Source organism: Flavobacterium sp. CAN_S2 (assembly GCF_015752255.1).
GTDB lineage: Bacteria > Bacteroidota > Bacteroidia > Flavobacteriales > Flavobacteriaceae > Flavobacterium.
Window position 1 is genome coordinate 352,577 of the sequence record NZ_JADOVA010000005.1, and the last position, 13,628, is coordinate 366,204.

The 13,628-nt window shown below is 33.9% G+C and carries 11 protein-coding genes; all 11 read right to left on the bottom strand.

Features of this window, described 5'->3' with window-relative positions; all coding sequences use genetic code 11:
- Nucleotides 1-13: 13 nt before the first annotated feature.
- The 11 genes from hisG to IWX80_RS15455 all read right to left on the bottom strand — a co-directional run bounded on the left by hisG (nucleotide 14) and on the right by IWX80_RS15455 (nucleotide 13,587).
- Nucleotides 14-871, bottom strand: a complete 858-nt coding sequence (gene hisG, locus IWX80_RS15405; protein WP_196854210.1) for an ATP phosphoribosyltransferase — start codon at nucleotides 869-871, stop codon at nucleotides 14-16.
- Nucleotides 872-1,148: 277 nt separating this feature from the next.
- A complete protein-coding gene (locus IWX80_RS15410) occupies nucleotides 1,149-1,658 on the bottom strand; it encodes a hypothetical protein (RefSeq protein WP_196854211.1) in 510 nt (169 codons plus the stop codon).
- 50 nt (nucleotides 1,659-1,708) lie between these two features.
- The gene (locus IWX80_RS15415; protein ID WP_196854212.1) at nucleotides 1,709-2,827 is read right to left on the bottom strand and encodes a VIT1/CCC1 transporter family protein; all 1,119 of its coding nucleotides are present in this window, start codon (nucleotides 2,825-2,827) and stop codon (nucleotides 1,709-1,711) included.
- A 16-nt stretch (nucleotides 2,828-2,843) separates the two neighbouring features.
- Complete coding sequence (locus IWX80_RS15420; protein WP_196854213.1) at nucleotides 2,844-3,959, bottom strand: efflux RND transporter periplasmic adaptor subunit; 1,116 nt, start codon at nucleotides 3,957-3,959, stop codon at nucleotides 2,844-2,846.
- Nucleotides 3,960-3,969: 10 nt separating this feature from the next.
- Nucleotides 3,970-8,304: a CusA/CzcA family heavy metal efflux RND transporter gene (locus IWX80_RS15425; protein WP_196854214.1), complete on the bottom strand. Its 4,335-nt coding sequence runs from the start codon at nucleotides 8,302-8,304 to the stop codon at nucleotides 3,970-3,972.
- Nucleotides 8,305-8,360: 56 nt separating this feature from the next.
- Complete coding sequence (locus IWX80_RS15430) at nucleotides 8,361-9,755, bottom strand: sensor histidine kinase (RefSeq protein ID WP_196854215.1); 1,395 nt, start codon at nucleotides 9,753-9,755, stop codon at nucleotides 8,361-8,363.
- Between the two features lie 6 nt (nucleotides 9,756-9,761).
- Entirely contained in the window at nucleotides 9,762-10,424 is a 663-nt protein-coding gene (locus IWX80_RS15435) for a response regulator transcription factor (RefSeq protein WP_196854216.1), read from the bottom strand.
- A 25-nt stretch (nucleotides 10,425-10,449) separates the two neighbouring features.
- Nucleotides 10,450-11,898: a DUF3570 domain-containing protein gene (locus IWX80_RS15440; protein ID WP_196854217.1), complete on the bottom strand. Its 1,449-nt coding sequence runs from the start codon at nucleotides 11,896-11,898 to the stop codon at nucleotides 10,450-10,452.
- A 43-nt stretch (nucleotides 11,899-11,941) separates the two neighbouring features.
- The gene (locus IWX80_RS15445; protein ID WP_196854218.1) at nucleotides 11,942-12,154 is read right to left on the bottom strand and encodes a DUF4266 domain-containing protein; all 213 of its coding nucleotides are present in this window, start codon (nucleotides 12,152-12,154) and stop codon (nucleotides 11,942-11,944) included.
- Nucleotides 12,155-12,169: 15 nt separating this feature from the next.
- A complete protein-coding gene (locus IWX80_RS15450) occupies nucleotides 12,170-13,153 on the bottom strand; it encodes an FAD:protein FMN transferase (RefSeq protein ID WP_196854219.1) in 984 nt (327 codons plus the stop codon).
- The gene (locus IWX80_RS15455) at nucleotides 13,153-13,587 is read right to left on the bottom strand and encodes a thioredoxin family protein (protein WP_196854220.1); all 435 of its coding nucleotides are present in this window, start codon (nucleotides 13,585-13,587) and stop codon (nucleotides 13,153-13,155) included. Before IWX80_RS15455 ends, IWX80_RS15450 begins: the two co-directional genes overlap by 1 nt.
- Nucleotides 13,588-13,628: the final 41 nt, after the last annotated feature.

Below are 13,628 nucleotides of genomic sequence, written 5' to 3' on the forward strand. Positions count from 1 at the left end.
TAATTTAAAATTCTTAAAGTACCATCTTCTCAATTGGACAAACCAAAATACCTTCGGCACCAGCTTCTTTCAATTGATCAATTACATCCCAAAAAGTATCTTTGTCGATTACGGAGTGTACGCTGCTCCATCCTTCTTGTGCCAATGGCAATACGGTTAAACTTCTTAATACAGGAAGAATTTTACCAACTGCTTCAATTTTATCATTTGGAACGTTCATCAAAATATATTTTGATTTTCTAGCTCTTAAAACAGATTCGATTCTGAATTTTAACGTGTCAATTATTTTTTGAGATTCAGGACTTACTTTTGGCGAAACAGCTAAAACTGCTTCACTTTTAAAAATAACTTCAACCTCTTTCAGATTATTTTTAAATAAAGTACTTCCGCTGGAAACAATATCAACAATAGCATCAGCAAGACCAATGTTTGGAGCTATTTCTACTGAACCTGAAATTTGGTGAATATCAACTGTCACGCCTTTAGAACTAAAAAAATCAAGTACTGTTTTAGGGTAAGAAGTTGCAATGCGCATACCTTCTAAATCCTTAACGGATTTGTATTCGAATGCCTTTGGTACAGCAACAGATACTTTACATTTTGAAAAACCTAATTTTTGAATTACTTCAATATCCCCGCCTTTTTCGACTAAAAGATTATCACCAACGATAGCAATATCTACAACTCCATCAATCAAATATTGAGGAATATCCGAATTTCTTAAATATAAAACCTCTAACGGGAAGTTGGATGCTTCGGCTTTTAATTGGTCGATTCCGTTATCTATTGAAATACCTGCATCTTTTAAAATTTGAATGCTGTCTTCGTTTAAACGTCCTGATTTTTGAATTGCAATTTTTAATGTACTCATTTTGTCTTTTTTTTTTTTCTTTAAAATAATTTGATTGAGTACAAATATTAGGTAATAAAAAACCCGTTTGATGTACTCAAACGGGTTTTTAGAATATGATGATTTACACACATACCATTAACACATCGCTTGAGAGCAATAATGAAAATGATGATGATGCAATTGATTTGTAAACATTTTGTGTGCTTTGTTTTAATTCTTTTGCAAATATAAGAGATTAATTTTTTAAAAAGCAATTTTAATTTTAACTTAAGTAGTAATTTTTGTTAAATTAAAATTATTTCTCATCTCCTTTATATTCTTTTGTAGCAGCTGGATTCTCATTCAAAGGTGCTGAAAATGCGCTGTTTTCCCTGATTTCCGTATGACGAATTTCACCTCCGGAAGTTCCTACTTTTATTGACAAAACTCCGCTTATTAAAGCTAAAAGAAGTGTAATAAAAGAAAATATTTTAGCCATACGAAACTTTTTTACAGCTGCGCCCAATGAAATCAATGCAAAAACTCCCGTTACATAAAGTACTAGAGCAAATTTCTCCGCTAATTCTTCGTGTTCATGGATAATTGCTTTACCAATATTTGGAAAATCTTCCACCATTTCCTCAGCTCCTTCGCCTGTTGCCATACTCAAGGCACCAAAAATTGACGCAATCACAAATAAAATATACGCTGTATTTTTTACAGAATCATTCTTTAAAAACATTCCAGCAATTAAAATTCCTATTCCAAAAAAAGTTCCAATAATTGGAAAATGGTTTACAACCATATGTAAATGGGCATCATTCATAATTTTTTATTTAAAGTTTATATTCTATTGATTTATAGGAAGCTAATTTTTTATCCTGCTAATGAAACTCCAATCAAGGAGCCAATTCCATAAGTTACTGCTGCAGCCAGCAATCCAAAAGAAACTTGTCTAAATCCAGAAAATAAAATGCTTCTTCCTGTCAATAAAGTAATTGCGGCACCTATTCCAAAAAGGCCAACAACACTGCTTCCGACACTTAATAAAATGGCATTTTTTCCGTCTAAAAACATAAATGGATATAATGGAATAATAGCTCCAATGGCAAAAAGTACAAACGAAGCTGTTGCTGCTTCCCAAGCTGATCCTCCTAATTCTTCTTTGTCAATTCCCAATTCCTCCGTAATAATTGCATCAATCGCCGTTTGAGGATTTTCAAATGCCTTGTCAGCCAGTTTTTGTGCTTCAACAGCATTCATTCCTTTGGCCTGATACAATAAAACCAATTCTTTTTTCTCTTCTTCTGGAGAAGCTTCCAATTCTTCGGTTTCCAAATCAATTTGGCGCTGGTTTAATTCTCTCGAACTTTGTACCGAAAGCCATTCGCCCAAAGCCATTGAAATTGCTCCTGCTAAAAGTCCTGCAATACCGGTTAACAATATCGTATTATTAGAAACAGCCGCACCGGCAACTCCCATTACTAAACTCATATTTGAAACCAATCCATCATTGGAACCTAAAACGGCGGCACGCAATGCATTTCCGCCTACTGATTTATGCCTGCTTTCAAATTTAGACAATAAGCCACCGGAAACATTTAAGGCTGCATTATTGTTTACTGCTTCAATAATATTAAGATGATTGTGCTCAAAACCTGTTGGTTTCTCTCCGCTTTTAAGTTTATTTTTAATTGAATTTACGGCAAACTGCTTTTCTATACTGGAAAGATTGCTAATAATAGAACTGTAACCAAAGATTTTACCCAACTTCAATTGGAATTTTGCTCTTCCTGAAGGCGAAGGCATTTTATAATTTGGTTCCAAAGTCAACACTTTATCAAACATGTGTTTCGCGTGTCCTTTTTCAATTTCACCTAAACTCAATAATACTCTTGAAAGATTATCATCCGATTGAATGGCAGCAATGCTATCATACAAAAAGGCAGTATCAACCTCTGTTTGCAACTGATCTTTAAGTTTTTTCAAGTCCATTTTATTTACTTTTTAATTAATTAGCTAAATCGAATACCCCTTTTGTCAAAATTCTTGAAGAGGCATTAATTGCAGTATTTGGAAGTATTTCGACGAAATTTTCAGACTTCTCGCCTATTGTAACGCTTACTTTCTTGAATGAATACCCGTTTTTTTCATTGTCCAATAAAAGTACGAAATTTTTGTTGTTTTCAGTAACTAATGCTTCAGAAGGAATTGCTAAACCTTTTTTAGAATTAATGATTATTTCAGCTTCTACAAACATTCCCGTCAACAGTTTTTGTTTTATGGCATCGTCTAAATGTCCGTGAATATTAATTGTTCTATCATTCCCTTCTATTGATTTTCCAACCAAATGTACTTCAGCATTAAAAACATCTTTAGTAGCTTCAGGAACTTTAAAATATATTTTTTGCCCAATTTTCACATTCAAAATATCTTTTTCAAAAACGGCTAATTCTAAATGCAAGTGATCCGTATCGACAATTTCAAGAATCACATCCGAAGGTGCTACATACATTCCTACATTCGCATTCATAATGACAATATCACCTGCTATTGGAGAAAAAATAGTGATTGTTGAAGTCAAAATTCCTTTCTCTACATTTCTAGGATTAATGTTCAAAAGCACTAATTTGGCACGTAAACTTTGATGCATTGCCTTAGCTCTTCGGTATTCACTTTCTGCTTTTAGGTAGTTTTTTTGCGAAGTGATTTTTTCATCATACAAGGTTTTTTGCCTGTCATATTCCGATTTCAAGTAATTTAGTTGCTCCGCTACTTCCATATAGTCTTTTTGAATATCCAGAAATTCCGTGTTTTGTAGCGTTAATAAAGCTTGTCCTTTTGTTACTTTATCTCCAACCAAAAGCGTTGTTGATTTCACATAACCGCCCATAAAAGTGTTCACTTTAGCTCTGTTTTGTGGTGGAACATCAATTTTCCCTGATGCTTTTACCGTTACATCAAAATCCTGTTCTGTTGGACTTGCAATCTCCATTCCCGAAGATTTGAATTGGGCGGAAGTTACAATTGTCAAACCGTTGTCTTTTTGTTCTACTTCCTCCGTTTGCGATTCTTTACAAGAAAATAAAACAAGACATAAAGCGATTATATAGAGAGATTTTTTCATTAGTTGTATTTTAAAAATTTAGGTATTGTAAATCTAATTGGGTTTGGTTGAATTGTAAAATAGTATCTAAATAGTCCACCTGAATGGTTGTCGCATTTTCTAAACTTTGTATGTATTGGAAAAAATCAATTTCACCATGTTTGTAGCTATTGTTTCCTACTTTTATAATCTCATCCGATAATTTTTTCCCGTACAAATTGTAGTAATTTATCGCTTCCTGATGCTTAGCTAATTCATTCTTTTTTTGATTAATGAACTTTTCTATTTTTACTTCCTCGTTTTGCTTTTGTTGTTCCCAACTTTGTAATTCAAGTTGTGCAACTTTACTTTTAGCAACTTGTCCCGAGAATAAAATCGGTACTGCTAAACCAACTTGAAAACCATACAACGACTGTGATAAACCGTTATTTCTTCCTTGAAAATAATCCAAGTTAATATCCGGCAACCAATGTTGTTTTTGTAACTCTATCTGGCTTTTATAATTTTTAGTAACACTTTCTAAATAAGCAGTATAAAATGATTTACTTTTTGTATCAGTAAAAGTATTTAAAGGTGTAATTGAATTACTATTTATTGTTATTATTTCATCGTCTTGAAGCAAGGATTGCAACAGTTCGTATTGTGCTTTTTTGTCATTCTCAATTTGCGAAAGCTTAGTTCTAATTTGTCTGAATTTAGCTTGAGCCGTAATTTTTTCCAGATAATTAGTTTCTCCTAATTCAAAACGTCTGTCGCTTGCTTTAGAGAAATTTTGGTACAAACTATCTAAATAGTGATACAATTTTTCTTGATGTTGCAAATAAACGATATGCTGATACGACTTAGAAACAGCTAAAGAAAGTTTGTTTTTTTGAATATCAAAATTGGCTTTTTCCCTTTCATATTCTGAGGAAAATACTTTTTTTTGCGCTCCGTAAACCGTGGGAAAAGCAAAACGTTGCTGTACGCCAAATACTCTTAAAGGTTCGTTATTGAGTGCCAAATTATTTTGATCGTAACTGTAATAAATATTGGTTTTATCAAAAGTATTTGCAGTTTTGATATTGGCTTTTGTTTTATCCACTTGCAATTGAGCCGCTTTAATTCCTTTATTATTTTGAATTGCTTTCGACAATAAACTATCCAATTCCGGATTAGAATTTTGTGAAAAAGCCAACGAAGAACTCAACAATAACAAAATGATATAAGTGGAGCTTTGATGTTTCTTAAACTTCGCTTTTTTGAAGGATTGACTATCAAAAACCTTATATAAAATAGGCAGCACAATCATCGTCAAAATAGTTGCCGTAAACAATCCGCCAATGACTACCGTTGCTAATGGTCGTTGCACTTCTGCTCCAGCCGAAGATGAAATTGCCATGGGTAAAAATCCTAATGCGGCAGCCGAAGCGGTTAATAAAACCGGACGTAATCTATCGGTAGTTCCTTTTAAAATTAATGCATCGATATCTTTCATGCCTTGGTGTTTGAGTTCTTTAAAATGTTCGATTAGGACAATTCCGTTTAATACTGCAATTCCGAAAAGTGCAATAAAACCAACGCCTGCCGAAATACTGAAAGGCAAATCACGCATCCATAAAAATAGAACTCCACCAACTGCTGACAAAGGAATCGCTGAATAGACCATTAATGCCTCTTTTACGGAGCCAAAAGCAAAATACAAAAGGATAAAAATCAAAAATAATGCGATAGGAACTGCAATCATCAATCGGGCTTTGGCGCTTTGTAAATTTTCAAATTGCCCGCCATATTTCACGTAATAACCAGCTGGCAATTTAACTTGATTGTCCACAATTTTCTGAATATCAGTCACTACACTTTGCAAATCACGATTCCGAACGTTGATTCCCACTACAATTCTTCTATTGGTATTGTCTCTTGAAATTTTAGCGGGACCTTCAGTATATTCAATAGATGCCAATTCGCTCAACGGAATTTGTTCTCCGTTTGGTGTTGGTACATATAAGTTACGCAAATCTTCAATATCATGGCGGTTTGCTTGATCCAAACGGATTACCATATCAAAACGCTTTTCTCCTTCAAAAACATTTCCAACGGTTTTTCCGGCAAAGCCAAGCGCAATCATTTCGTTTAAATCAGCAATATTCAAACCGTAACGGGCAATTTTCGAACGATCATAAACTACAGACATTTGTGGCAAACCTTCTGTTTTTTCGATAATAATATCCGATGCGCCTTCTACTTTTGCAATAGCATTTTTGATTTCATGCGCTTTCTGTGCCAAAATATTTAAGTCTTCACCAAAAACTTTAACTGCCACATCTGATCGGGTTCCAGAAATTAATTCGTTAAAGCGCATTTCTATCGGTTGCGTAAATTCGATTTCCATATTCGGAATTTGTTTTTCCAATGCTGCTTTTATTTTATCTGCCAATTCATCTTTGGAGGAAGCCGAAGTCCATTCTGATTTGGGTTTCAATTTTACAATAATATCACTTTCTTCCATAGACATTGGGTCTGTAGGCACTTCGGCAGCTCCAATTCTGCTGACAACTTGTGTGACTTCCGGGAAGTTATTGAGGATTATTTTTTCTATTTTGGTCGTTATCGCTATTGTTTTTGTCAAAGATGTTCCTGTTTTTAGAACCGGCTGAATCACAAAATCTCCTTCATCAAGCGTAGGAATAAATTCTCCTCCCATGGTTGCAAATAATCCCACGGCCAGCAATAATAATCCTAATGCGCCATACATTACTTTTTTAGTATTGCTTACCGCCCAAGTAATAATAGGCAAATACCAGGAATTCAGTTTATGGATTAATTTACTGGATAATGAATTTGGATTTTCTTCTTTTGGTTTTAAAAACAAAGAAGAAACGACCGGAACATAGGTGAAACAAAAGATCATAGCACCTAATAATGCAAAACTAAATGTCATCGCCATCGGTTTGAACATTTTACCTTCAATTCCGGATAAGGACAGAATTGGAATAAAAACAATCAGAATAATCAATTGGCCAAAAATAGCCGAATTCATCATTTTGGAAGCACTTTTATAAGTGATTTGGTCAATTTCCAACTGGCGTTCTTCCTTGCTGAGATTTACTAAATGAGCTGATTTACTGGCGATTTGAAATGCAATAAACTCAACAATAATTACAGCACCATCGATGATAATTCCAAAATCTATCGCTCCCAGACTCATTAAATTGGCATCGATACCAAAAATATTCATAAACGAAATGGCGAACAATAAACACAACGGAATCACAGACGCCACGACCAAGCCGGAACGCCAGTTTCCCAATAACAGAATGACAACAAAAATTACGATTAAACATCCTAAAATCAAGTTTTCGGCAACTGTAAAAGTCGTTTTTCCCACTAATTCACTCCGTTCCAAAAATCCATTAATGTAAACACCATCAGGTAATGTTTTTTGGATTTCGGCAACTCTATTCTTAACATCATCAATTACCTGTTTAGAATTTCCACCTTTAAGCATCATCACTTGTCCCAAGACTTTTTCGCCTTCGCCATTACCCGTGATTGCACCAAAACGGTTAGCATGACCAAAACGAACTTGCGCTACATTCTTGATATAAACTGGTAATCCATTTGCATTTGTAACAACAATATTCCCAATATCCTCCAGCGAATTTACTTTTCCTTCGCCTCTGATAAAATAACTTTGGTTCACTTTTTCGATGTAAGCTCCACCGGCGATACTATTGTTTTTTTTCAGCGCTGTAAAAACATCAGCTGTTGTGATATTCATGGCTTTCAAACGCGACGGACTAATCGCGATTTCGTATTGTTTTAAAAATCCACCCCAAGTATTAATTTCTACAACACCTTTTATTCCCGATAATTGACGTTTTACCACCCAATCCTGTATGGTTCGTAAATCAGTAACGGAATAATTATTCTTAAATTCTGGTTTTACTTCTAAAGTATATTGATAGATTTCTCCAAGTCCTGTAGTGATTGGGCCCATTTCTGGTGTCCCAAAACCTTGCGGAATCTTCTCCGAGGCAGTTTTGATTTTCTCCGCAATAAGTTGTCTTGGAAGATAGGTTCCTAAATTTTCATCAAAAACAATCGTGACTACGGATAAACCAAATTTTGAAATAGAACGAATTTCTTTTACACCAGGCAAATTAGCCATTTCAATCTCAACAGGATACGTGATAAACTGTTCAATATCTTGTGTAGAAAGGTTACGAGAAGTAGTAATTACCTGAACTTGGTTGTTCGTAACGTCTGGAACTGCTCCAATGGATATTTGGAAAACAGAAAACAAACCAAATCCGAAAACTCCCAAAGTAAAGAGTATGACAATCAGTTTGTTTTTTAAGCTAAAAGCAATAATTTTTTCGAGCATTTTTATCTTATTTATACTTCAAAAGTAAAGTTTAAAGATAAGGATTTCCTTAAGAACTACTTAAAGTCTGCTTCAAATAAACTTAAAATTACGGTTGTTCCGCTATTTTCCTGACTGGTAATTGCAATATCAATGTTGAGCAAAGAACACAATCTTTTTACAATAGACAATCCTAAACCAGTTCCTTTGATTTCTGGATGATTACTGGATTTTGAGCGGTAAAACTGATTGAAAATTTTTTCTAAATCCTCAGCAGGGATTCCAATTCCGGAATCACTGATCTGACATTCAATTTTATAACCAATAGCTTTTATAGTAACTTCCAGATTCCCGTTTTGATTCGAATATTTTAATGCATTCGATATCAAATTATTAATCACTATCGAAAATAAATAATTATCAGTTTCTAAGTAATAATCCTGATCAAATTCAGTCAAAACAGTGATCTTTTTAGATTGAATTACAGTAGAATATCGAGCAATTGTATCTAAAAATAAAGCATTTAGATATACTTTCTCCGTTTTTAAGGTTTGCTTTTGGTTTTCAAATCGAGCCAATAAGAGCAACTGATCTACCAAATGATTCAACCGATTAACCTCTGTGACACAAAAATTAATTTTTTCTTCATATTCAGCGTGATCTCTAGGTTTGCGAATCAAGACTTCCAAAGTTCCTTTGATTACCGTTAATGGCGTTCTTAATTCGTGTGAAGCATCTGAAGTAAATTGCTTTTCTCTTTCAACGGCAGTTTCTATTCGGTCTAATAAATTGTTTATAGTTTGAGATAAAACAAACAATTCGTCACGGTTTTGCGGTAACGGAATTCGGGAAGTAAGATTGTCTTTGGTAATAATATTAGAAGTTGTAATGATGGAACTAATTGGTTTTATACTTCTTCCGGCGAAAAATCGAGCAATAAAAAACAACAATATCAGAATTACAGGATAGGCAATTATCAATACTTCAGATAAATTGTTGAGTACCATTGTTGCATCTTCCAGTGACATGGCAATTATGATGTATCCAATTATTTTTGTTTTTTGATAAATAGGAACCTGAATTTGTCGGATTGCGTTATCCGCTAATTTGGTATCAAAAAGTTTATTTTCTGCATTTTCTTTGTCAAAAGTTAAAGTAGATTTTTTAAGATTGGGCGATTTTTCAATCACATTTCTATTTTGATCTACAAACTGAATAAATACCGGATTTACGTCTAGCGTATTGTGTTCCCGTTCCTTCCATTCTTCCTCGTGAATCAAATGAAAACTATCACCAACAATTACAATTTCATTGAGATGTTTATCAACTTCACTCGTAATATCGCTATTGACATGGCTGTAAACACTGAATTTAACAATAGAATAAATGATAAAGAAAACCACAAAAATCAATAAAGCTGTGGTAACAATATAGTTAGAAGCAATTCTATTTTTAAAGGAAAGTTGTTGCATTTTTATTTAATCGTTAGCAATATACCCTACACCACGAACCGTTTTTATGTAGTCTTGTTCAATTTTTAAATTTAATTTTTTGCGAATCGCATTCATAAAAACATCAATTACGCCAGTGTCATATTCAAAATGAATGTCCCAAACATCCTCTATAATCTGGGTTCTGGTACACACTTTTCCTTTATTTTTCACAAAATACGTCAATAGTTCAAATTCACGCTGCGTCAATGCCACTTCAATTTCATTTACTAAAACACGGTGTTGTGGAATATCAATTTTGATGGTACCAAGAGTCAGAATTTCATCTTCATTTTGGTTTCTGAAATGAATTTTGATGCGTTCTACCAATTCATCAAAACTAAAAGGTTTCTTGATATAATCATTGGCACCAGCTTTCAATCCTTCAATTGTTTCTTGAACGGTATCTTTTGCAGTCAGAAAAATGATTGGAGTCGTAGTATTTTTTAATCGAATGGATTTACAAAGTTCTAATCCAGTCATTTTTGGCAACATCCAATCCAATAAAATCAGATCAAAATTTTCCTTTTGTGACAGCTCAAATCCTTTCAAACCATCAGAAGCACTGGTAATTGTATAGCCTTCTTCCTCTAATCCTTGTTGCAGAAATTGAACAATTCCAGCTTCATCTTCTACAATTAATATGTGCATATTTATCTTTTTGTAAATTTAGGTTTTATTGCATTACAAATTTGAAAGCAATGGTAGCAATATTAGCATTCAGATTATCGCTACGTTTGTAATGGTTGAATCTAAAATCAATGTTTTTCAGACCAAATTTCCAGATTTTACCCGCGGTAAAAATATCAGTATAATTTACGCCAAAACCATATTGATTCGCATCAAATGTTGCTAAATCAGCATCCGAAGTATAAAATTTTTCTGTTGACAAATGGGTTTCGTAAGGTGCATAATATTTAGAAGCCGTTTGTGTATAATAACGATACATTGGAAAAACAGTAAACTTATCGGATAATTTCACAGGAAGTTCTATACTGGCAGTATGAGATTGAATATCCCAGTTATCAGAATAAAAACGATAATAAGTTCGCAATATAAATCGCTCATTGATGTAATAATTTAAACGTGCTCCAACAGGAAGTTTAAAACGTGAATCAGGTAATCTTTCGATATCATCCGCTAATTTGTAGACTCCGGCATTGTTAGTACTTTCATAATTACTAATATATTCCGGTTGTCCAATGTAAAAATTCGCTTTATCAGCAAAATAAATTCGGTGATAAGGAGACGACAATAATCCTTGTTGTTGCAACACATCAAAGAAAACAGAAACTTGTAATTTCTTGGTTAAAACCTGAGAAAATCCTACCGAAGCTGAGAATGAATTTCGGTTAACCGCATTTACAGTTTGAAACGCTGACGGCAAATAATTGGTTGTTGAAACTCCGTTTTGATCCAAAACCGATACTCCGCTAAAGTAGCCTTGATTTAAAAAATTAGAACCATATTTTGAATATTCGTGCAATTCGGTAGGATAAATAGGTCTCCATTGGTCCAAATATGCATTTACTTTCAAACTCAATTCCGTATTTTTTTCATTAAAAAGGCTCGCGATTCCTCCACCAAAACCAACAGAAGTATAATCATATTCATTTGAAAAAGAAACATCTGTATTCCAAATAAAATTCCTGGAATCACTGCTATGACTGTAATTTGCAACAACGGAAACCAGCTGATCACTTTTTGAAGCACCCGAAGAAGCTTGCCAAGGAGTTCCGTAAGGTCCGGTAGCCGCCGCTTTATTTCCTGCTATTCTATCATCGTCACCGTCTTCGCCACCACCAGAAGCTCCCGTGGAATTAAATGGATTTATATTACTGGAAGATGCTGATGAATAAGCTGATATTCCTAAATCAATAGTCAAAACATCATCATCATTCAAAGGCATTGCAACGACAATATTTGAGGCAACATCAGTCAGTTTCTCCGAACCAATTCCACCTGAAACGGCTGATCTTGATCCGTCTTGATTGTAATAACTGGCTAGAAAGTCAACTTCTGTGCTTTCTAACACTCTTTTTTTGAAAACTGGCTCTTTACTTTTTTCTTGCGAAAAAGCAGTTACCGTAATTAGGATAAAAAGATATAAAATTTTTATTTTCATTTTCTAATGGATTGAAATTTACAATCTGATTTGATGCTTTAAATTAATTGCAACCGCAACCGCCACCTGATTTTCCACCATTGGCGCCAGCAGCAGCTTCCCGATATACTTGAAAAGACGTTTCATAACGCTCCGCCGTTCGTGCAGAAAGCTTCATATCAGGATCATTTATTTTCTCTTTTTCGTATTCTTTTACGGAACTACACGACTGCAAAATCAAAAGTGTAAAAAACACAAAGGCTATTTTCTGTTTCATGAGTGTATTTTTTTATTAATTATATTTTTTGATATCAATTCCTTTCGAAGAATGAATTTTGCCTTTATCATCAACAATAATGCATTCAAGTCCTTTAATTTGATTCACAAGATCTAACCCTACTTCTACTCCAAGGACAAAAATTCCAGTTGCCATTGCGTCAGCAATTTCTGTTTGTTTTGCAAAAACAGACACACTCACAATGCCGCGCGCCGGATAACCTGTTCTGGGATCAATGATATGAGAATAACGGATTCCGTTGAAATTTACATACTTTTCATAACTGCCTGAAGTTTCCACGGCGCTGTCCTCTATTGGAAAAGTGGCGAAAATTTTATTCTTGTTTAAAGGATTTACAATTCCAACAGTCCAAGGTTTTCCATCTGGTTGTTTTCCCCAAGCATTAATGTCGCCAGAAACATTTATAATTCCAGAAAAACAGCCTTTTGAAAACAATAAATCTTTCACTTTATCTGCAATATATCCTTGTCCAATACCACCCAATCCTAACTTCATTCCTTCAAATTTGAGAAAAATAGTGTGTTCTTTTGGATTTAGAATAATATTCTTGTATCCAATTTTTGCCACTGATTTTTTTATAGCTTCTTCAGTTGGCATCACTTTCATGGAACCATCAAACTTCCATATTTTGTCCATCGAAGCATAAGAAATATCAAAGGCACCATTGGTAATTTGGGAGATTTTTATTGCTCTTTCGACCAATTCAAAAACTTCGGTATCTACTTTTACTGGTTTTATTCCTGCATTGCGATTGATTTCTGAGATCTGTGTGGTTGGAATCCAATCAGAAATTAAATTTTCAATTCGTTTTACTTCGGCTACAGCCAAATCAATATATTCGTTGGCTTTCACAGTATCATTTGCAACAGCAGTAACCTCAAAAGGACTTCCTAACATAAACAACTTTCTCTTGTGCGTAATTTGAGAAGTAGCGATTACACTTGCGAAAAGCAAAATTATGAAGAGTATTTTTTTCATTATTTCTCAAAGGAATGAATGATTTGTATGTATTCTTGCGGAGTTACGTTTTTGTAACCAGTGATTCCTAGTATACTTCCCGATTGATCCAAAAGTAGCACCAAAGGAAAATTTCCTGATTTGTTGTATTGCTCAGCTAATTTTTTATTGCTGGCCGTTAGCTCTGCTGATAATAAATTTGCTTTCTTTTTAGGAAAATCAGCTTTATAAATTAACCATTTCTGCTCTGCCTCTTTTTTAAAATCTTCAGACTTCCAAATAGTATTCTCTAATTTAATACAAGGCGCACACCAATCTGATCCTGAAAACACAAGAAGAATATTTTTATTTTCTTTATTGGCTTGCGTTTTTGCTTCTTCAAAATTCGTTTTCCAGTTTTGAGAATAGCCTAAAGTTCCTATGAAAAGAAACAAAATCATAATATTTTTTTTCATCATCAACGCATTTTAAATTATAAAGTAAACTTATTCATTTT